General features: G+C 70.9%; 19 protein-coding genes. 6 read left to right on the top strand and 13 right to left on the bottom strand.

The annotated features are described in order from the left end of the window. Nucleotides 1-21: 21 nt before the first annotated feature. From BJ991_RS16200 to BJ991_RS16240, 9 genes are all read right to left on the bottom strand, one after another. On the bottom strand, nt 22-1,233 hold the full coding sequence (locus tag BJ991_RS16200) for an RDD family protein (RefSeq protein WP_179491687.1): 1,212 nt from the start codon (nt 1,231-1,233) through the stop codon (nt 22-24). 109 nt (nt 1,234-1,342) lie between these two features. Continuing rightward, complete coding sequence (locus tag BJ991_RS16205; protein ID WP_179491689.1) at nt 1,343-1,723, bottom strand: hypothetical protein; 381 nt, start codon at nt 1,721-1,723, stop codon at nt 1,343-1,345. Between the two features lie 25 nt (nt 1,724-1,748). Then, nucleotides 1,749-2,378: a DNA/RNA non-specific endonuclease gene (locus BJ991_RS16210; RefSeq protein WP_179491691.1), complete on the bottom strand. Its 630-nt coding sequence runs from the start codon at nt 2,376-2,378 to the stop codon at nt 1,749-1,751. Continuing rightward, entirely contained in the window at nt 2,375-3,076 is a 702-nt protein-coding gene (locus BJ991_RS16215) for a WXG100-like domain-containing protein (RefSeq protein ID WP_179492906.1), read from the bottom strand. Before BJ991_RS16215 ends, BJ991_RS16210 begins: the two co-directional genes overlap by 4 nt. A gap of 150 nt (nt 3,077-3,226) precedes the next feature. Next, nucleotides 3,227-3,526, bottom strand: coding sequence for a hypothetical protein (locus BJ991_RS16220; RefSeq protein WP_179491693.1), 300 nt, complete (start codon nt 3,524-3,526; stop codon nt 3,227-3,229). Nucleotides 3,527-3,543: 17 nt separating this feature from the next. Then, nucleotides 3,544-4,140 (bottom strand): hypothetical protein, encoded by a 597-nt coding sequence (locus tag BJ991_RS16225; protein WP_179491695.1) that lies wholly within the window; start codon nt 4,138-4,140, stop codon nt 3,544-3,546. Nucleotides 4,141-4,290: 150 nt separating this feature from the next. Next, nucleotides 4,291-5,898 carry a bifunctional phosphoribosylaminoimidazolecarboxamide formyltransferase/IMP cyclohydrolase gene (gene purH / locus BJ991_RS16230; protein ID WP_179491697.1) on the bottom strand — a complete coding sequence of 536 codons (1,608 nt, stop codon included), beginning with the start codon at nt 5,896-5,898 and terminating at the stop codon, nt 4,291-4,293. Nucleotides 5,899-5,935: 37 nt separating this feature from the next. Then, nucleotides 5,936-6,529 carry a phosphoribosylglycinamide formyltransferase gene (gene purN, locus BJ991_RS16235; protein WP_179491699.1) on the bottom strand — a complete coding sequence of 198 codons (594 nt, stop codon included), beginning with the start codon at nt 6,527-6,529 and terminating at the stop codon, nt 5,936-5,938. Nucleotides 6,530-6,538: 9 nt separating this feature from the next. Beyond that, nucleotides 6,539-7,921, bottom strand: coding sequence for a cell division protein PerM (locus BJ991_RS16240; RefSeq protein WP_179491701.1), 1,383 nt, complete (start codon nt 7,919-7,921; stop codon nt 6,539-6,541). 109 nt (nt 7,922-8,030) lie between these two features. Between BJ991_RS16240 and BJ991_RS16245 the strand changes: the two genes are divergently transcribed. Together BJ991_RS16245 and BJ991_RS16250 are read left to right on the top strand one after the other, a co-directional pair. Then, entirely contained in the window at nt 8,031-9,482 is a 1,452-nt protein-coding gene (locus BJ991_RS16245) for an NCS2 family permease (RefSeq protein ID WP_179491703.1), read from the top strand. Between the two features lie 80 nt (nt 9,483-9,562). Then, on the top strand, nt 9,563-9,775 hold the full coding sequence (locus BJ991_RS16250; protein WP_179491705.1) for a VOC family protein: 213 nt from the start codon (nt 9,563-9,565) through the stop codon (nt 9,773-9,775). 16 nt (nt 9,776-9,791) lie between these two features. Here the strand turns inward: BJ991_RS16250 and BJ991_RS16255 are convergent, their stop codons facing one another. From BJ991_RS16255 to BJ991_RS16270, 4 genes are all read right to left on the bottom strand, one after another. Further along, nucleotides 9,792-10,229 (bottom strand): nitroreductase family deazaflavin-dependent oxidoreductase, encoded by a 438-nt coding sequence (locus BJ991_RS16255; RefSeq protein ID WP_179491707.1) that lies wholly within the window; start codon nt 10,227-10,229, stop codon nt 9,792-9,794. A gap of 67 nt (nt 10,230-10,296) precedes the next feature. After that, nucleotides 10,297-11,199, bottom strand: a complete 903-nt coding sequence (gene sucD, locus BJ991_RS16260; RefSeq protein WP_179491709.1) for a succinate--CoA ligase subunit alpha — start codon at nt 11,197-11,199, stop codon at nt 10,297-10,299. 45 nt (nt 11,200-11,244) lie between these two features. Next, nucleotides 11,245-12,411 carry an ADP-forming succinate--CoA ligase subunit beta gene (sucC, locus tag BJ991_RS16265; RefSeq protein ID WP_179491711.1) on the bottom strand — a complete coding sequence of 389 codons (1,167 nt, stop codon included), beginning with the start codon at nt 12,409-12,411 and terminating at the stop codon, nt 11,245-11,247. A gap of 81 nt (nt 12,412-12,492) precedes the next feature. Beyond that, on the bottom strand, nt 12,493-14,058 hold the full coding sequence (locus BJ991_RS16270) for an FAD-dependent oxidoreductase (protein WP_179491713.1): 1,566 nt from the start codon (nt 14,056-14,058) through the stop codon (nt 12,493-12,495). A gap of 188 nt (nt 14,059-14,246) precedes the next feature. On the opposite strand from BJ991_RS16270, the gene BJ991_RS16275 reads away from it, so the two are divergent. The 4 genes from BJ991_RS16275 (at nt 14,247) to BJ991_RS16290 (ending at nt 19,468) form a co-directional block, all read left to right on the top strand. Next, complete coding sequence (locus BJ991_RS16275; RefSeq protein WP_179491715.1) at nt 14,247-14,921, top strand: TetR family transcriptional regulator; 675 nt, start codon at nt 14,247-14,249, stop codon at nt 14,919-14,921. A gap of 256 nt (nt 14,922-15,177) precedes the next feature. After that, nucleotides 15,178-15,384, top strand: a complete 207-nt coding sequence (locus tag BJ991_RS16280; RefSeq protein WP_179491717.1) for a hypothetical protein — start codon at nt 15,178-15,180, stop codon at nt 15,382-15,384. A 59-nt stretch (nt 15,385-15,443) separates the two neighbouring features. Continuing rightward, entirely contained in the window at nt 15,444-18,356 is a 2,913-nt protein-coding gene (locus BJ991_RS18705) for a helix-turn-helix transcriptional regulator (protein WP_281363933.1), read from the top strand. A gap of 65 nt (nt 18,357-18,421) precedes the next feature. Next, nucleotides 18,422-19,468, top strand: a complete 1,047-nt coding sequence (locus tag BJ991_RS16290) for an ATP-dependent DNA ligase (protein WP_179491719.1) — start codon at nt 18,422-18,424, stop codon at nt 19,466-19,468. The last annotated feature ends 10 nt before the right edge of the window (nt 19,469-19,478 follow it).

Below are 19,478 nucleotides of genomic sequence, written 5' to 3' on the forward strand. Positions count from 1 at the left end.
GTTCTTCTCGCGAACGGGGGGTCATGCGCGAACGATGTCCGCAGTACGGTCGCCCAGTCGGATCCGGTCGCCGTCGGCCGCGCGGACGGGCACGCCGGCGGTCAGGCCCTCGTCGACGCCAGCGCGGATGAGCCCGGATCCGTTCGTCGATGCGCAGTCCACGACCTCCAGGCCTCCGGTGACGGGGCGCACCAGCATGTGGGTCTTGGAGAGCGTGCGGCTTCCGTCTGCGACCCGAATCGGTCGCGCACCCGGATGCTCGGCGGCGTCGGGGTTCCGACCCAGGAGGATCGGCCCGGGGACGGGGATGCGCTCGCCGGTGTCCAGCCGCAGCACGAGCGTCGCTGATCGCGATGCCGCGGGCATCAGCTCGGGAACACCGTCCGGCTGAAGCTGCGGGAGCTGGGGCTGCGGAAGCCTCGGCTGCGGAACGGGAGCCTGAGCGGGTGCCGGTGCCGGTGTCGGTGCCGTCGGGCGATCCGACGTCTCGGGCGGCCGGGCGAGGCCGAGCACACCCGCGCTGATCCGGCTTCCTGGGCGATACTCGGGCTGCCGTGCCGGGTCGAGCGGGGTGGCCAGCGACGGCAGTTCGGCACGCTCCTCCACAGGCTCCGCGTTCACCGTCTTGCGCGCGATGCGCATGCGCTTCTCGTCGTACGGGTCCAGCCCGTTGCGCACGTCGACCAGCCACACATTCGTCGCCTTGTCATGCCAGCCGCGACCTCGCCCCTGCGGATCGAACGTCGGCGACAGCAGGAAGACGGCGGAGCCGAAGGGCACGACGCCGGCGGCGACGACGATGAGCAAGCGCAGCAGCACGGCGCCGACGCCCGGCCGCTCGAGGGTGCGAACGTTCACGGAGCGGACCCCGGCCATGGCCTTGCCGAGCGTCATCCCCTTCCGTCCGTGGAGGACCAGCTGGACGACGGCGAACACGAGCGTGAGCAGGACGGTGATGCCGGCGGTCACGACCCCGAGCCCGAAGTCGGGATGGTTGACGAAGCCGTACGGCGAGACGGCGCCCGTCAGCAGCTTGACGACCAGCGGCAGCGCGCCGATCCACAGGGGGAGCTGGATGACCACCCAGATGGCGAGGTCGCACGCCAGCGCGAGCGCGCGGCGGCCGAAGGGCGCACTGAGCAGCCCGAGAGCCGCCGCGTAGGCAGGGTCGGGCCGCCCGGAGGCGTCGATCCCCTCGATGACGCGCTCCTGCTCGTGGATCTCCCAGATCATGCCGCCGGCTGCCTCCGAATGCTCCTCATGACGCCCGTTGCCCCGGTCCACAGTACCCAGCCCCGCATCCCGCCCCTGATCGGAGCTGCCGCCCCGCCGCGCGACGCGATCAGTCGAGCTTCGGACGCAGCTGCTCGGCGATGGTGGCGATGTTCTCCGGCGTCACCTGCCAGCGTGTGGCATCCGTGTCTTCGAATGTCACCTCGTACTCGCCCTTGACGCGATCGAACTGCACCAGGATCGCCACGGGGAGCGCCTCCCCGGGCTTGTAGTAACTCTCGGTGTACGCGTCCAGCGCGGGCTTGATGCCGGTCGGGCGCGAAGCGACCGGCGACACCGCGCCACCCGGTGAGTACGCGTAGCCGTGAGTCCCCGCGAGCTGCTCGCCCCGGAATTCGATCACCATCGCGAACGACTCCCAGTCATCGCCGGCACCGCGCATGTGCTCGATCAGCGCGCGGATGAGGTCAGCGGTCACATTCGTGGACAAGAGGTTCTCCTAGGGTCGGCCGGGGTCAGGGAAGGCCGGGCATGTCTCGCGAGTACTTGCGGTCGAAGCTCTCGCCGGCCTCGTTCCAGAAGCTGGGGAAGTTGCGGTAGACCTCGTCGCCCGTGCTCGGGTTCGTGACGACGTACTCGACTTCGAGCGCATCCGGGCGCACCGCGCCGGGCGGGTAGATGTCGATGCGGTAGTCGACCTGGTAGCCGTTCGCGACCCAGGCCGCCCACTCGTTCTCCATCTTCTTCCACGCGCCGGTGTTGAGGTTGCCGGCCTGGGGAATGATGCCGGGATCGGGCGTATCGCCGAAGAACCGGTGCCCGCCCAAGTGGCCGCCGTGATCCGTCGAGCTCCCGAGGTTGCCGATCTCCGTCGCGTTGTCGCCGCGGTCGCCGCCGCCGAAGTCCTCGCGGATCGTCCCCCGCTCCGAGCCGGGTCGCCCCGTCTCGCGGTCCCAGTACGTCGTCTTGGTGTTCGTGCCGCGCGTGGTCACCGTGCTGTCGTACTTGTCGACGTCTCGGATCTGCCTGATGACCGAGTCGAGGTGGTTGTCGAGGTTGTCGGCGACGCCACGGAGCCTGCCCGACTGCGTCGCCGCGTCCCGCACTGCGTCGGCAGCTCGCCTGACGACATCCCCGGGCCTCATCCGTCGCCTCCGAAGTCGAGGGCCGAGAACTCCGCGAAGAAGTTCGACGTCAACGACGCGACGTCCTCTCCGTGCAGCTTCATCGTCGACTGGGCCTCTTCCAGCGCCGCCAGATCGGCCTGGAACTCATCCGAGTCGCCCACCGCGCCTTCCACCATGGGCGCATCCAGGATCGCGTCGATCACCGCGGGCAGCTGGTCCGCCATCGGCTCGATCACCATCGGCGCCAGCTGATTCAGCAGCTGCTCGACCACGATGTCGACCGCGGCGTTCAGGAGCTTCTTCTTGATGAGCAGCATCGGACCGGCACCGGCAGCCGTGAACGGATTGGTCAGCATCGCGACCAGCGTGATCATCGTGGACGTCACATCCACGATCACCTTCATCTTCAAGCCGAAGATGACATCCGCGCCGACGTCCATCGCCGTCGCCGCCGGCGGCATTATGTCGATGAGCTTCTGCAGATTCTGCGACCGGTTCGTGTTCCACGCGCTCAGCGTGGCCGGGCCCGACTGGCCACCCAGCGCCGACGCCAGATCGCCGTTCATCTTCCGGTCCACGGCCTGGACAACCGACTCCAGGTCCGACCCGAAGTTGCGCACCAACACGGCGCCCTTGCGGACCTCGTCCTCATCGATATCGGGCCACTCGAATCCGAGCTTCTCCATGATCCAGACAAGCTCGTTCGGCAACATCATTCCCACGGCAACGACCTCCAGGCCTCGAATGTACGGAAACGCCCGCGGAACGCACCATGGGTACTTCTCCCCACGTGCCATGCGCGGCGGTGTGAATCAGTCGCTCGACCGCACAGAGGGGTGCGACGGCCGGCCCGCGGTGGCGGCCGGCTAACGCCAGTTGTACGTGAACATCCAATACAGCGCTTCCAGCGCGTTCTGACCGAGCTCGGGATGCCGCTCAGCCATGATCCGCTGCGCTTCCCGCCCGCCTTCGGACAGGGTCCTGGCCGACCAGTCGACCTCGATCGACATCATCTCGCCGGTGAGCCCCTTCACGTGCGCGAGCAGCGCCTCCGGCTCCGCGCCGCCGGCGAAGGCGATGACAGCGTCCTCATCGGACTTGGGGAAGGGCGACCGCCCCTTGGCGAGGTACTCGACAATCGCCTGGCTCACCCGTGCGTCTTCCACGCTCGTCTCCATCGCGTTCATTCCGGCCAGATCACCGACTCGACAAGGGTATCGGGGTCGATGCGGACCACCTGCGTGACCTCCGGGTTCGCCTTGAGGCGGTCGAGCTCGGCCCACCACACGGCATCCGGCCGGATGTTCTCACCGAGCACCGCGCGAACCGTGCCGGACGCCCCCGAGGCGTACGCCTCCGAGACCTGCGTCCAGGTCGCGACCGCGGCCGGGTTGTCGGCGTCCCACTCGGGCATGGCGACGCCCCGGGCCTCGATGAGCATCTCGAGCGTCGTCCCATTGTTGTCCGCGGCGATCCTCCCCGCGATCTCCTGACCGTTGCGGGGCCACATGCCGGACCAGTAGAACGCGCCATCCCTCGGCGTCCGGAAGACCTCGGGGTCGATCGTTCCGTCCGAGTTGAAGCCGGGCCGCTTCGGGTCGGGCAGGTGAGGCGTGTCGGGCCGGTCGTCGAAGACGTCCACGTCGCGCACGCCCCGGACGACGTCGTCGATGTGGCCCGATACGTTGTCGGCGACCTGATGGAGCTTGTCCTTCGCGTGCACGAACCCCTGGAGCACCGCCTCGCGCACTTCGCGCATGATCGGCTTGATCGCGCTCATCCGCGATCACCGTCGAGGACGCGCTCCGGCTCGAGCTCATTCGGCAAAATCGTCATCAATGCAGGACCTCCACCCGCGGCAACCCTAGGCAGGCCGCGCGTGCCGCCGCGATGGGGAGAACTCCCCATCGAGCGCCCGACGCGCGCGGGCTCAGTGGAAGAAGTGGCGCTCGCCCGTGAAGAACATCGTGACGCCCGCCTGACGCGCGGCCCCGATGACCTCCTCGTCGCGCACGGACCCGCCGGGCTGCACGATCGCCGAGATGCCGGCGTCGATGAGCACCTGCGGTCCGTCGGCGAAGGGGAAGAACGCGTCGGATGCCGCGACAGACCCGGCCGCGCGGCCCCCTGCGCGCTCGACGGCGAGGCGGCACGAGTCCACGCGGTTGACCTGGCCCATGCCGATGCCGACGGTCGCGGAGTTCTTCGCGAGCACGATCGCGTTCGACTTGACCGCGCGGCACGCCTTCCACGCGAAGATGAGGTTCGTCATCTCGGACTCGGCCGGGCGATCGCCCGACACGAGCTGCCAGTCCTTCGCGACCGACTCGATGTCGTCGGGGAAGCGGTCGGCGTCCTGCAGCAGGAGCCCGCCCGAGATGAGGCGCACATCCATGCGCTCCTGCCGCCAGTCCGGCGGAAGCTGCAGGATGCGCAGGTTCTTCTTCTCGCGGAACAGCTCGAGGGCCGTCGGCTCGAAGTCGGGCGCGACGATCACCTCGGTGAAGATGTCGCGCAGGTTCTCGGCCATCTTGAGCGTCACCGTGCGGTTGGCGGCGATGACTCCTCCGAACGCCGACACCGGGTCGCACTCGTGCGCACGCAGGTGCGCGCTCGCGATGGGGTCGAGGGCGTTGGGCGCCGCTACCGCGATGCCGCACGGGTTCGCGTGCTTCACGATCGCCACGGCGGGCTTGATCATGTCGAACGCGGCGCGGAGGGCGGCATCCGCGTCGACGTAGTTGTTGTACGACATCTCCTTGCCCTGCAGCTGCTTCGCCTGGGCGATGCCGTGACCGCCGAGGGTCGTGTAGATCGCGGCGCGCTGGTGCGAGTTCTCGCCGTAGCGCAGCATCGCGAGCCGCTCGGCCTTGATCGTGAGGTGCCTGGGGAGGGCGACGCCCTCGGCGAGCGTGCCCTCGGCGAACCACGTCGCGACCGCCGTGTCGTACGCCGCGGTGTGGGCGAACGCGCGCGCCGCGAGCTGGCGGCGCTGCGCGAGGGTCGTGCCACCCGAGCGGACAGCGTCGATGATCGCCGGGTACGCCTCGGGCGAGACGACGATCGCGACGTTCGCGTGGTTCTTCGCGGACGCGCGGACCATCGCCGGTCCGCCGATGTCGATCTGCTCGATGACGTCGTCGGAGACGGCGCCCGACGCGACCGTCTCCATGAACGGGTACAGGTTCACGACGACGAGCTCGAACGCCCGGATGCCGAGCTCTTCGAGCTGACGCTCGTGGTCCTCCAGGCGCAGATCGGCGAGCAGGCCCGCATGGACCGACGGATGCAGCGTCTTGACGCGCCCGTCGAGGGACTCCGGGAAGCCGGTGATGCTCGACACATCGGTCACGGCGTAGCCCGCGTCGCGCAGCAGCGAGGCCGAGCCGCCCGTCGACACGATCTCGACGCCCGCGGCGGCGAGCGCCTCGGCGAGGACGAGCAGGTCCGTCTTGTCGCTCACCGACACGAGCGCGCGACGGATCGGCACGACATCGCGGTCGCGGTAGAGGGCGGGATCGTGGCGCGGGCCTGCCATGGGGGCTCCTGTTGCAGTCTCGGGTTCGGTGAAGGGTCTAGGCCGCGGCGGCGGCGGTGAGGTCGAGCTCGCCGGTCGCGATGCGGCGCACGACGTCGATCAGAAGGCGCCGTTCGACGGGCTTGATGCGCTCGTGGAGCGCATGCTCGTCGTCGCCGGGCAGCACGGGCACGCGCTCCTGCGCGAGGATCGGGCCGGTATCGACTCCGCGGTCGACGACGATGACGCTCGCGCCGGTGCGGTCGACGCCCGCGGCGAGAGCGTCTCGCACGCCGTGCGCGCCGGGGAACTCGGGGAGGTACGCCGGGTGGGTGTTGATGACGCGAGGCGACCACGCCTCGACGAGGGACGCCGGCAGCAGCCGCATGAGGCCGCTCAGCACGATGAGGTCGGGCGCCCAGACGTCGAGCTGCGCGCCCAGCTGCTCGCCCCACTCCTCGCGGGTGGCGAATTGCTCGAACGGGACCATGAAGGTCGGGATGCCGTACTCCTCGGCGTGGCGGAATCCGTCCGCCTCGCGATCGGCGCCGACGACGACGACGCGCGCAGGGAAGTCAGGATCCGCCGCCGCGTCGAGCAGGGCTCGCAGATTCGACCCCCCGCCCGAGATGAGGACGGCGACCGTGAGCACGCGCCCAGTCTACCCGTCGGCTTCGGGGCCCCCCGGGGCCGCAGTCCCGGTGAGCGGCCGCCGCCCGGACCGCCGCGGCGACAGGATCAGGATCGCGGCGCCGACGAGCACCTCGACTCCGACGGCGAGGGCGACGGCACCCGGCGCGGGACCGACCTCGGCGAGGCGCCCCGGACCCACCGACCCCGAGGCGACCCACGCGAGCAGCGCGGAGATCGCGCCGGTGGCGACGGCGATGCCGAGGGTCACGACGATCCTGGGGGCAATGGGCTCGGCATCCGCCTCTTCGTCGATCCGGGTCTCGGGCGCCACCTCGACGGGCGCTCCCGTCGCCAGCAGCGCGGCAAGCGCCTCGTCGCGCTCGGGATCGGCCGCCGCGACGGGCACGGGCTCGGCGAGGGCCGCGCGCGGCGCGGCCATGCGCGAGCGCACGACCCACCCCGCGAGCACTCCCACGCCCACGGGGAGCAGCGCGAGCAGGAGGAGGAGCGTCGACGTCGTCTCAGGCACCGCCCCGAGCACGGGGATCCCCGGGACGACCCCGAGCTGCGTGCCGGCGGGCGAGACCGCCGTGCCGGTGCCCAGCGCGAAGCCGGGCCCGGCCACGAACGCGCCGCCCCACACGACGAGCGTCGGGAGGTAGGCGAGCTGCGCGAGCGTCAAGATCGCGGCTCCGAGGGCGTCGACGTGCGAGGACTGGAACAGCGCGATCGCCTCTCCCCCGCGCGCGACGAGGGCGACCGTCACGGCGATGCCGCCCAGGCCCACGAAACCTGCCGCGGCGACGCCGGTGCCGCGTGCGATGAGGGCCGGGGCATCCGCCCACCCGCCCGCGGACGCCTCGACGCGGTCACGGATGCGCGCGATGAGACCCGCACCCGCCTCGCTCCATTCGGCGACCACCGCTGCGACGATCGCCGGCACCGCGAACACGGCCGCCGGGACGACGATCGCCCGCCATGCGACCGCCGTCGTGATCTCGTTGCCAGACGTGCTCCATACGGCGAAGGCGATCGCCGCGAATACGAGCGAGCCGGTCGCGACGCCCGTCATCCACGCGTCGGCGCGCGACGCGCGGATCGCCGACCGCGCCGCGAACACGGCCGTGAACACAGCGAACGCGAGCGGGGCGAGCGAGAGCACGAAGGTCGCGGCATCCGCATCGATGCCCGCATCGGCCAGGAAGTCGCCGGGAAGCGCGATCTCGAGGGGGACGAGATGACCGAGCTGCCACACGGATGCCCCGGCCGGCCAGAGCGCGCGCCAGTCAGCCGCGTCGCCGAGGCCGAACACGAACAGCACCGTGAGGGGCGCGAGGACGGCCGCCAATCCGACCGCCGCCGCGACGGCGGCATCGAAGGCGGCGAGAAGGGCCACGACGAGGCGATGCATGCGCGATCGACCCTACCCAGTGGACGGCGCGTGCCCCTGTAACCACTCGCGAGACCTTCGCGGGGTAACGTCGGTTCCTGAAACTTCCCTGAGAGCCGAAGGGCCCCACATGACAAGCACTCCGCCCGCCCCGCCCGAGTCCGCCGAGGAGACCGGCACCGCGCCGCCCGAGGCAGAGCCGAAGAACGCGTTCGATCGCTTCTTCGAGATCACCCGACGAGGCTCGACGATCGCGACGGAGGTGCGAGGCGGCATCGTCACGTTCGTGACGATGGCCTACATCGTCATCCTGAACCCGATCATCCTCGCGACGCCGGATGTCGACGGCACCACCCTCTCGTCCGCCGCCGTCGCGACCTCGACCGCGCTGACGGCGGGCCTCATGACGATCCTGTTCGGCCTCGTCACGCGGCTTCCGTTCGCCTTCGCGGCGGGCCTCGGCATCAACGCCTTCGTCGCGTTCTCGGTCGTCGGGCAGGTCACGTGGGGCGAGGCGATGGCGCTCGTCGTCATCAACGGTCTGATCATCGTGCTGCTGGCCGCAACCGGACTGCGGAAGATGATCTTCGACGCCGTGCCGGTGCAGCTCAAGCTCGCGATCACGGTCGGCATCGGCCTGTTCATCGCGTTCATCGGCTTCGTCAACGCCGGGTTCGTCACCGCAACGGGCAACCCGTCCCCGCCGCTCGACCTCGGCGTGGGCGGCTCGGTCGGCTCGATCGGCACCCTGATGTTCATCATCACGCTCGTGCTCGCGGGCATCCTCATCGCCCTGCGGGTCAAGGGCGGGCTGCTGCTCGGCCTCATCGGCGGCACGATCGTCTCGTACATCGTCAACGCGATCTGGCCCGACGCGCTCGGCCTCGACCTCAGCTCGGCGGGAATCTTCGCGCTGCCCGACTTCAGCCTCGTCGGCGCGATCGACTTCGGGTTCGATCTCGGCAAGGTCGGCATCATCGCCCTCGTGATGATCGTCTTCACGCTCGTGTTCTCGAACTTCTTCGACGCCATGGGCACGATGACGGGCCTCGCCAACGAAGCGGGCCTCGCCGACGGTCGAGGCGACTTCCCCCGCATCAAGTCGGCGCTCATCATCGAGGGCGTCGGCGCCGTCGTCGGCGGTGGCACCTCCTCGTCGTCTGCGACCGTGTTCGTCGAGTCCGGCTCCGGCATCGGAGAGGGAGCGCGCACGGGCCTCGCGAACATCGTCACGGGTCTGCTGTTCCTCCTCGCGATGTTCTTCACGCCCCTCACGTCGCTCGTCCCCGGCGAGGTCGCGGCGGCGGCCCTCGTGCTCGTGGGCGCGATGATGCTCGCCCAGATCAAGAACATCGACTTCACGGACTTCCGCGTCCTGCTGCCGGTGTTCCTCACGGCGACAGTCATGCCGCTGACGTACTCGATCGCCAACGGCATCGGCGCCGGCTTCATCAGCTGGGTGCTCGTGAACGCCTTCTCCGGCCGTGCGAAGCGCGTGCACTGGCTGCTGTGGGTGGTCGCAGCAGGCTTCGCGATCTACTTCGCCCGCGGACCGATCGAGGCGGCGCTCGGCATCGCCTGACGCGCCCGCATTCACGGGAGGGGGATGCCGCCAGGCGTCCCCCTCCCGTTGCGTGGGCCGCCCGGGAGTAGGTTTCGGGCATGACAGGCCCCACCCCCTGCCTGCGCTTCGCCGGCACGGCCCGCGACGCGCTGACCTTCTACCGCTCGGTGTTCGGCGGCGACGTCGAGCTGCACACCTACGCCGACTTCGGGCGTGACGACGGACCCGGCGACGCGATCGCGCCGGGCGACCACGACGGTCAGGTGACCGACCGCTTCGGGGTCACGTGGCTGATCGGTTACGAGGGCTGACCCACCGCCCCGGCGGTCATTCCATCGGCTCGAGAACGAACACCGCAATGAGCCGGTCGGTGCGCGTCTGGTAGTTGGCGTAGTCGGGCCACGCCTCGACGGCACGTGCCCACCACTCGTCGCGCTCGGCCCCCGCGGCCTCGTGCGCGAGGTAGTCCTTCTTGACCGGACCGTCCTGCAGCTCGACGTGCGGGTGCTTGCGCATGTTGCCCGCCCACTTCGGTTCGTCGGGCGACCCGCCCTTCGACGCGACGACCGCGTAGCGCCCGTCGTGCTCGACGCGCATGAGCGCGGTCTTGCGCAGCGCGCCCGTCTTCGCGCCGACCGTGGTCAGAACGATGATCGGCTTGCCCCGCAGCTCGTTGGCCTCGGCGCCGGCGGACTCCTCGTACCGCTCAGCCTGCTTGCGAGCCCACTCTGCCTTGCTTGGTGCGTACGTTCCGGTCAGCGGCATGGTGCCACCCTAGCCCGACGGCAGAGGGGTCGGATGCCGCGGCATCCGACCCCTCGTGAGTCTCGCGTCAGAGCGACTCGATGATCTCGCGCATGAGCGCAGCCGTCTCGCTCGGAGTCTTGCCGACCTTGACGCCGGCGGCCTCGAGGGCCTCCTTCTTCGCCTGCGCGGTGCCGGCCGAGCCGGACACGATCGCGCCCGCGTGACCCATCGTCTTGCCCTCGGGCGCCGTGAAGCCGGCGACGTAGCCGACGACGGGCTTGGTGACGTTGGCCTTGATGAAGTCGGCCGCGCGCTCCTCGGCGTCGCCGCCGATCTCGCCGATCATGACGATCGCCTTCGTCTCGGGGTCGGCCTCGAACGCGGCGAGCGCGTCGATGTGCGTGGTGCCGATGATCGGGTCGCCGCCGATGCCGATCGCCGTCGAGAACCCGATGTCGCGCAGCTCGAACATCATCTGGTATGTGAGCGTGCCCGACTTCGACACGAGGCCGATCGGGCCCTTGCCGGTGATGTTGGCCGGCGTGATGCCGACCAGCGACTCGTCGGGCGTGATGATGCCGGGGCAGTTCGGGCCGATGATGCGGGTCTTGTCGCCCTTGGAGTTCGCGTACGCCCAGGCCTCGGCGGTGTCACCGACCGGCACGCCCTCGGTGATCACGACGAGCAGTGGGATCTCGGCGTCGATGGCCTCGACCATCGCGTCCTTCGTGTAGGCGGCGGGGACGAAGACGATGGACACATCCGCGCCGGTCTTCTCGATCGCCTCGGCCACGGTCCCGAACACGGGCAGCTCCACGGCCGCGCCGCTCTCGTCGGTGTGCAACACGGTCGTGCCGGCCTTGCGCGCGTTGACGCCGCCGACGACCTGCGTGCCCGCCTTCAGCATGAGCGCGGTGTGCTTCGTGCCTTCGCCGCCGGTGATGCCCTGGACGATGACCTTGGAGTCCTTGTCAAGAAAGATCGACATTCCTGTTCCTTATCTTCGGTCGCTGAGCTCGTCGAAGCGTCGCGCTCAGGCCTGGTTCGCCAGTTCAGCGGCCTTGTCGGCGCCTTCGTCCATCGTGGCGGCGAGCGTGACGAGCGGGTGGTTCGCGTCCTGCAGGATGCGGCGGCCCTCCTCGACGCGGTTGCCGTCGATGCGCACGACGAGCGGCTTGGTCGCGGTCGAGCCGAGCTCGGCGAGCGCGCCGACGATGCCCTTCGCGACGGCGTCGCACGCGGTGATGCCGCCGAACACGTTGACGAACACGGACTTGACCTGCGGATCGCCGAGGATGACGTCCAGGCCCGCGGCCATGATCTCCGCCGACGCGCCGCCGCCGATGTCGAGGAAGTTGGCGGGCTTGACGCCGCCGTGGCGCTCACCGGCGTAGGCGACGACGTCGAGCGTCGACATGACCAAGCCCGCGCCGTTGCCGATGACGCCCACCTCGCCGTCGAGCTTGACGTAGTTGAGGTCGTTCTCCTTGGCTTTGGCCTCGAGCGGGTCGGCGGCCGCCTTGTCTTCGAGCAGCGCGTGCGACGCGTGGCGGAACTCGGCGTTGTCGTCGAGCGTCACTTTGCCGTCGAGGGCGATGATGTCGCCCTCCTCGGTCTGCACGAGCGGGTTGACCTCGACGAGCGTCGCGTCCTCGCCCTTGTAGACGTTGAAGAGCTTCACGAACACGTCGGCGACCTTCGGGGCGAGCTCGTCGTCGAAGTTCGCGGCCTTCGCGATCTCGAGCGCCTTCGCCCCGTCGATGCCCGTCAGCGGGTCGACCTGGACGCGCGCGAGCGCCTCGGGCTTCTCGACGGCGAGCTGCTCGATCTCCATGCCGCCCTCGACCGAGCACAACGCGAGGTACGAGCGGTTGGCGCGGTCGAGCAGCACCGAGAAGTAGAACTCCTTCGCGATGCGCGCACCGGCGGCGACCATGACCCGCTTGACGACGTGGCCCTTGATGTCGAGGCCGAGGATCGCCTTCGCGGCCTCGAACGCCTCGTCGGGCGTCTTGGCGACCTTGACGCCGCCGGCCTTGCCGCGGCCGCCGGTCTTGACCTGGGCCTTGACCACGACGACGCCGCCGAGCTTCTCGGCGGCGGCTTTGGCTTCTTCAGGGGTGTCGGCGACGATGCCGGCGAGCACCGGCACCTCGTACTTCTCGAAAAGGTCTCGTGCCTGGTACTCGTAAAGATCCACAGTGCAGTCCTTCGTGGGCGAACGTGGCTTCGGCCGCAGAAAATCTCTCGATGTCGAGAGATCGGCCGGTCATCAAGCCTACTACCCGTCGGATCGTGCTCCCGACCCGCGGCCAGTCCGGGGCAGCCGCTCGAGGTCGTGCACCGCCGGCCCTTCGATGCGCGCGCCGTCGGCGGCGAACCGCGATCCGTGCAGCGGGCAGTCCCACGTGCACTCCGCGTCGTTCCACGAGACGACCCCGCCCAGGTGCGTGCAGACGGCGCTCACCGCCCTCGTCGTGCCGTCGGCCGTCGAGATGGCGACCGGGTGTCCGGCGCGGTTCGCGACGACGCCCTCGCCGTCGGCCGGTGCGGGCACAGGCACGGGCGTGCGCAGCGCGCCCGTCCATCCGGCGGCCGCCTCCCACCCGATCTTGAGGTTCTCGACGCCTCCTCGCCCGAGGTCGGCCGGCATCGTGAGCCGCCGCCCGATCGTGGCCATCCACTGCGGCCGCTCGCGACGCGGGACGCGCCGGATCTCCGCCGACAGGCGCAGCGCCGCGGCCGGCGCGTTCGTCAGCCCCCACTTCGCGTAGCCGGTGGCGAACCGGATGCGCCCGAGCCCGCGCGGCAGGGCGCCGACGAACGGCACGAGGTTGTGCGATTCGTAGTCCTGGGCAGACCACACCTCGACGGGCTCGGCACCGGGAAAATGCCGGCGCGTCCACGCGATGAGGTCCTCGACGCAGTGCTTCTCGGAGTCGCCGCGCCCGACGGGGTGCCCGTTCCCCCCGACGACGAGGCGCGCGAGGTCGACCGGGCCGTCCTCGGACGCCACGGGCCGGATCGATCGCGTCGGCCCGTCGACCGAGATGTACATGCCGTCCGGAAGCTCGCCGTCGTACGAGAAGGCGACGCAGTACGACCTCAGCGCGCGGACTTTCGCGAAGTACAGTCCGCGATCGGCGATCGGCATGCCCGTCGCAAGCACGATGTGGTCGGCCGATGCGTACCCCGACTCCGTCTCGATCCACGGATGCGGCGCAGCGTGCGCGTGCCGCACGCGCACGCCGGTGTGGAGCGTCCCGCCCGCGGCCGTGAACGCCCGCGCGAGCGCGTTCGCGAGGACGACGGGGTCGATCGCGAGCTGGTGGTCGAGCGCGACCCCGCCCGCGAAGGGGAACGGATGCCGCGTCCCGCCGTCTTCCGCCCCGTCCGGTCCCGGGATCCGACGCACCGCGAGTCCCGCCTCCCGGGCTGCCGCGAGCTCGGCCTCGACCGGTTCGACGCCCGAGAGGGTCTGCGCGTACGACACCGCGGTCCGCCGTGTCGACGGCACGCCCGCCTCGATCGCGAACGCCGTGAGCCACTCGAGTCCGTCCCGGTTCGCGTCGACGTACGCACGCACGAGCGGCGCGGGGTGGTCGCGGCGCAGCGTCGACAGGCGCGTGCCCTGCAGGAGCGTGGCCTTGCCCGTGTTCCCGCCGGTCGCGAGCTCTGCGACGCGTCCGGAGTCCACGACGGCGACGTCGAGCCCTTCCCGGGTCAGCATGAGCGCGGTGCACAGCCCCGTCAGCCCCGCTCCCACGACGATGACGTCGTGATGGCGTCCAGGCTCGAACTCGGTTCCCTCGATCGGCTGCGTTCCGGTGCGCCACAGTGACGGCATGCGCCCAGTCAACGCCGTCGCCCGTCCCGCTGCCACCGGGTTGACAACGTCGCGTCGGCCCGCCGCGCCGAACTCCGGAGAACCGTGGCTCCGAGGGCCCGGATCGGGCGGATGCGGCGCGTCCCGCGCCGAATCTCCGGAGTTCCGTACCCGGGCGCGCGAACACGCCGTGCTCTAGGCTCATGCCGATGACAGACCTCGACCAGAGCTCGGCGTCGCGCACGGCGGTGATCGCCGCTGCGGTGGAGCTGTTCGCCGAGCGGGGCTTCGACCAGACGTCGGTCGACCAGATCGCGAAGGCCGCCGGCGTGTCCCGCTCGACCTTCTTCCGCCAGTTCGGCGGCAAGGAGGACGTGATCTTCGCCGACCACGAGGCGCTGCTCGAGCAGCTGCGGACCTTCCTGTCGAAGCCGCACGAGAATCCGTGGCAGGCGGTGTGCGAGGCATCCGTCATCGCCTTCCGTCACTTCGCACGCGACCCCGAGCTCGCCCGCCGCCGGTACACGGTCGTGCGGCAGGTCCCCGCGCTGCGCAACCGCGAGATCGTGGCCGTCTTCCGCTACGAGCGACTGTTCGACGAGTACCTGCGCGACGCGCTCCCCGGCCTTGACCCGGTCGATGCGGTCGGGTTCGCCGCGCTCGTCACGGCCGTCCACAACCACGTGCTGCGGCGCCTGCTGCGCGGCACGAAGCGCGTGCCCGTGTCGGTGCTGCAGGCCGCGCTCGACGACGCGATGCGGCGGTTCGGCGTGCACCCCGATCCGTCGGGCACGCCCGCGGACGACGATGTCATGGTCGCGGTCTTCCCGAGGCGGATGCCGGCCGCCGAGGTCGCCCGCCGCCTGTCGTCGACCCTCGGCTGATCCCGCTCGCCCTCCCCCTCTTCGCCGAGTGCACGGCTTGGCGTCGAGCGCACGACCTCGCCACGCGCCCAGCCCGTGCACTCGACGCGAAGTCGTTCACTCGCGAGGAAGCAGGGGTGCGATCAGTCGGGGCGCGGGGCGTCGCGCAGCGAGTACTCGGCCGTGGAAGATAAGGCGTTCGCCCGATTCGCCCACCCCTCCTTAGGGAGGACCGTAAGTGTCGTGGCCGGCTGTGCACCGGCCGACGGAGGACGACATGAACGAACTGGTTTTCGCCGCGAGCGTGCTCGACGGGCACCGGGCCGAGGCTCTGCGGCGCGAGAACGAGCTGCTGCTCCGGGTGCGCGAACGCCGACAGGGGGCGGCCGCGCTCCCGGCGGCAGCCCTTCCCGCGGAGGCCGCGCCGAGCGCGCGCCCGCGGGCGGCCGGTGGGGACCGGAAGTCGCGTCCGCGCCACGCGTGACGCGGCATCCGGTCCACCGCCGCCACTCGCCCTGCCACGGAAGGTGACACGATATGTTCATGCGCCCCACGGGGACTCCCTCGGTCATGGTCGGCCGCGGCGCGGAGCTGCGTTCGCTGCTCGACGCGTTCGACGACGGCCGGCGCGGACGCCCGCGAGCCGTGCTCGTGCGAGGCGAGGCAGGCATCGGCAAGACGCGTCTCGTGCAGGAGCTGCTCGCGCAGGCCGCGGCGCGCCGTGACGAAGGGCTGCCGCTCGTGGTCGCCGTCGGCCAGTGCGTCGACCTCGGCCCGATCGGCGCGCCCTTCGGGCCCATCCGCCGCGTGCTGCGCGACCTCCACGGCGAGGTCGGCACCGATGCGCTGCGCGAGGCCGCCGGCTCTCCCGCGGCGGTCACGGCGCTCGCGGCCCTCGTGCCCGGCCTCGCGCCCGATGCTCCGGCGGACGACGAGCAGGCGGGCGAGTTCGCCGAGGCGATCGAGGTCGTGCTCGAGAGCCTGTCGGCGACGCGTCACGTCGTGATCGTCATCGAAGACCTGCAATGGGCGGATGCCGCGACCTTCGCGCTCCTCAAGACGCTCGCGAGCACGCTGCGGGGACGCCATCTGACGATCATCTCGACGTACCGCTCCGACGACATCGACCGGTTCCACCCGCTGCACCCGGTTCTCGCCGAGCTCGACCGAACCCCGGGCCTCGTGCGCGTCGACCTCGAGCCGCTGTCGCTCGCCGAGGTCGCCGAGCAGGTGAGCATCCTCACCGCGGACGGCATCGACCCGCAGGGCGTCGAGCGACTCGCGGAACGCAGCGGCGGAATCCCGTTCCTCGTCGAGGAGCTCGTCGACCTCGGCGACCGCGGCCTCCCCGACACCCTGCGCGACCTCGTGCTCGCGCGCTATACGCGGTTGAGCGACCCCGCGCAGGAGACGGTCCGCGCGATGGCCGCCGGCGGAATGCACGTCGATCACGACGTGCTCGCGGCGGTGTCGATGCTCGACGACCGCACACTCGATCGCGCGCTGCGCGAGGCGATCGACACGCGGGTCGTGCTCGCCGCCGGTGCGGGGTACTCGTTCCGCCACGCGCTCACGCGCGAAGCCGTGCACGGCGAGATGCTGCCGAGCGAGCGCGTGCGCGTGCACCGCGCGTTCGCCGAGTATCTGCAGCAGAACCGTCCGGCCGACTCCCCCGACGATGTGTCGGCGGTCGCCGAGCACTGGCTCGCCGCGCGCGACCTCACGGCGGCGTTCGACGCGACCGTGCGCGCTCTGCGCCTCTCGCGTGCGAGCTTCGCGCCGGCGACCTCGGTCAAGCTCGCGGAGCGCCTCACCGAGCTGTGGGACCAGGTGCCGGATGCCGAAGCGCGCGCGGGCACGTCCCGTCCCGTACTGCACCTCGAGGCCGCGCAGGCGTGGCACGACCTCGGCGACGCCCATCGCGCGCTGCGCTCGGCGAACGAGGGACTCGCGGTGTGCGTCGACGACCCGCTCACGCGTGCGGCGCTCCTGAGGCAGCGATTCGTCGAGGTGTTCAACGCGGAGCACCGCGAGCGGCGCGAAGACCTCGAAGAGGCTGTGCGCCTGCTCGAGGGCATCGACTCCACGCCGGCGAAGGCGCTCATGTCGCGCGCCATGTCCAACCTCGCGATCAGCGAGCACGGCCGGGAGGCCGCCGACCACGCCAGCCGCGCGATCGAGCTCGCCGAGGCCGCGGGAGACGACGCGGCGCTCGCCGTCGCGCTCACGATCGAGGGCTGGCGCGTCTCGGGTGACGAGGACGACCAGCCGGCGGCGCTTCGACCGCTCGAGCGCGCGGTCGCGCTGAAGCTCGATCCGCCCTTGCGCGCCTATGCCGGCAGCGCCCACGTCGACCAGCTCTCGCGTCTGGGACGGTTCGCGGAAGCTGCCGCGGTGGCCGAGCGCTATTACGCGGAGGCGGTGCGAGCCGGCATCGAACGCGGCTCGGGCACCTCGATCGCCCACGGCCTGGCGTTCGCCTTGTTCGCGGTGGGCCGTCCCGACGACGCGCTCGCGTACGCGACGCGCGCGCGACGGCTCTCCGACAAGGCCTCGCGGACGTCGGCGGTGCGGATGACGGCGACCCACCTGGCGTGGAACGACGAAGCCGCCGCCCGCGCGGAGCTGCTCGCGAGCGAGCGGGGCTCCATCGACGAGACGAAGCGTCTCAAGCCCGAGAAGGGTGCGTGGTGGCACCTCGACAAGGCGGATGCCGCGCTCGAGTTCACTGTCGGCCGCCCCTCGCCCGAAGCCGACGCACGCCGACGCGAGGCGCTCGCGGGCGCGCTCGAGGTCGTCGAGAGCGACATGGAGCCGGCGACCCGGAGGTACGCCGCCGTCGCGGCGTCGCTGCTCGTCGCGAGCGCACCGGACGAGCACGGTGAGGAGCGGGAACGGCTGCTGCGCGCGCTCGATGACTGGGCCGACCACGAGATCAACCGCCGATGGGGCGATTACGTGCGAGCGGCGCTCGGCGACACGGGACCCGCCGCCGAGCGGGTCGCGCGCTGGCGCGCAGTCGCGGCGGCTCCCGCCGGCGGCGGCCTGCTGATCTGGCACGTCCAGGTCGCGCGACTGCGCCTCGCCGAAGCGCTCATCGCGAACGGCGAGCGCGACGAGGCCGCGCACATGCTCGAGCGCATCCTCGATGAGGCTCCGCCGCAGGGCGTCGCGCGCGTCGCACGCTGGGCGAAGGAGCTGGGCGCGCATGCGCGCCTGCTCGGCGGGGCGGATGCCGCCGCCGCATCCGGTGCCATCGCCGGCCTGACCCCGCGCGAGCTGCAGGTGCTCGAGCTCGTGGCGGACGGGCTCACGAACTCCGAGATCGGCAGGCGGCTGTTCATCAGCCCGAAGACCGCCTCGGTGCACGTGTCGGCGATCCTCGCGAAGGTCGGTGCGGCGAACCGCGCCGAGGCGGCGGCGATCTTCGCCGCGTCGAGCCCCTCGGCGTCCTGAGGCCGGCGGGCGCGGCATCCGTCGCGGCCCTGTGCGGGGTCGGAGGCCCACGGCAGGATGGACGCATGGCCTACGACATCCCCGCGCCGATGCTCGCGAAGTCGGTCCCCGAAGTGCCCCTCCCCGATGCCGTGCCCGGCGGGCTCTGCTACGAGCCGAAGTGGGACGGGTTCCGCGCGCTCGTGTCGTGGGACGGCTCGAGCGTCGAGATCGGCAGTCGCGGGGCCAAGCCGCTCACGCGCTACTTCCCCGAACTCGTCGAGGCGTTCTCGCGGCTCCTCCCCGAGCCGTGTCTCATCGACGGCGAGGTCGTGGTGCCCAAGGGCGAGCCTGGCGCGCAGCGGCTCGACTGGGAGTCGCTCACTCAGCGCATCCACCCCGCGGCGTCACGCGTCGCGAAGCTGTCGGTCGAGACGCCGGCGATGTTCATCGCGTTCGACCTGCTCGCGCGGGGCGACCGCGACCTCCAGGCCGAGCCGTACTCGACACGGCGTGCCGAGCTGGTCGACCTGCTCGGCACCGTGCCGCACCCCGTTCACGTGACGCGCACGACCGACGACCCCGAGGTCGCGCGGCGGTGGCTGTCGGAGTTCGAGGGAGCCGGCCTCGACGGCGTGATCGCAAAGCCGCTCGAGCAGCCGTACGCCCCGAACAAGCGGACGATGTTCAAGATCAAGCACGCCCGCACGGCGGACGTCGTCGCGATGGGGTATCGCGTGCACAAGTCCGGCCAGGGCGTCGGCTCGCTTCTCGTCGGCCTCTACTCCGACGACGGTGAGCTGTACCCGGTGGGCGGAGTCGCGGCGTGGAGCAACCAGAGGCGGCTCGAGCTCGTCGACGAACTGGATCCGCTCGTCGAGCGAGATGCCGACGGGAATCCGGTCCGGAACGAGGGCGAGAAGTCGCGCTTCACCCCGTCGCGAGCCGATTCGTCGTTCGTGCGACTCCGCCCCGAGCGCGTGCTCGAGGTCCGGTACGACCAGCTCGAGGGCTGGCGATTCCGTCACACGGTGCAGTTCGAGCGCTGGCGTCCCGATCGCGAGCCGCGTTCGTGCACCTACGACCAGCTCGAGACGGTGTCGGCCTACGACCTGGCGGACGTCCTCGTCTGACCTCCCCAGC

It is taken from the genome of Microbacterium immunditiarum, assembly GCF_013409785.1.
Taxonomy (GTDB): Bacteria; Actinomycetota; Actinomycetes; order Actinomycetales; family Microbacteriaceae; genus Microbacterium; species Microbacterium immunditiarum.

What these genes read in the sequence shown, in the direction of transcription:
- BJ991_RS16200 (WP_179491687.1), bottom strand. Translation starts at nt 1,233, where the DNA reads ATGATCTGGGAGATCCACGAGCAGGAGCGCGTCATCGAGGGGATCGAC.
- BJ991_RS16210 (WP_179491691.1), bottom strand. Translation starts at nt 2,378, where the DNA reads ATGAGGCCCGGGGATGTCGTCAGGCGAGCTGCCGACGCAGTGCGGGAC.
- BJ991_RS16215 (WP_179492906.1), bottom strand. Translation starts at nt 3,076, where the DNA reads ATGATGTTGCCGAACGAGCTTGTCTGGATCATGGAGAAGCTCGGATTC.
- BJ991_RS16225 (WP_179491695.1), bottom strand. Translation starts at nt 4,140, where the DNA reads ATGAGCGCGATCAAGCCGATCATGCGCGAAGTGCGCGAGGCGGTGCTC.
- purH (WP_179491697.1), bottom strand. Translation starts at nt 5,898, where the DNA reads ATGGCAGGCCCGCGCCACGATCCCGCCCTCTACCGCGACCGCGATGTC.
- BJ991_RS16240 (WP_179491701.1), bottom strand. Translation starts at nt 7,921, where the DNA reads ATGCATCGCCTCGTCGTGGCCCTTCTCGCCGCCTTCGATGCCGCCGTC.
- BJ991_RS16245 (WP_179491703.1), top strand. Translation starts at nt 8,031, where the DNA reads ATGACAAGCACTCCGCCCGCCCCGCCCGAGTCCGCCGAGGAGACCGGC.
- BJ991_RS16250 (WP_179491705.1), top strand. Translation starts at nt 9,563, where the DNA reads ATGACAGGCCCCACCCCCTGCCTGCGCTTCGCCGGCACGGCCCGCGAC.
- BJ991_RS16255 (WP_179491707.1), bottom strand. Translation starts at nt 10,229, where the DNA reads ATGCCGCTGACCGGAACGTACGCACCAAGCAAGGCAGAGTGGGCTCGC.
- sucD (WP_179491709.1), bottom strand. Translation starts at nt 11,199, where the DNA reads ATGTCGATCTTTCTTGACAAGGACTCCAAGGTCATCGTCCAGGGCATC.
- BJ991_RS16270 (WP_179491713.1), bottom strand. Translation starts at nt 14,058, where the DNA reads ATGCCGTCACTGTGGCGCACCGGAACGCAGCCGATCGAGGGAACCGAG.
- BJ991_RS16275 (WP_179491715.1), top strand. Translation starts at nt 14,247, where the DNA reads ATGACAGACCTCGACCAGAGCTCGGCGTCGCGCACGGCGGTGATCGCC.
- BJ991_RS16280 (WP_179491717.1), top strand. Translation starts at nt 15,178, where the DNA reads ATGAACGAACTGGTTTTCGCCGCGAGCGTGCTCGACGGGCACCGGGCC.
- BJ991_RS18705 (WP_281363933.1), top strand. Translation starts at nt 15,444, where the DNA reads ATGCGCCCCACGGGGACTCCCTCGGTCATGGTCGGCCGCGGCGCGGAG.
- BJ991_RS16290 (WP_179491719.1), top strand. Translation starts at nt 18,422, where the DNA reads ATGGCCTACGACATCCCCGCGCCGATGCTCGCGAAGTCGGTCCCCGAA.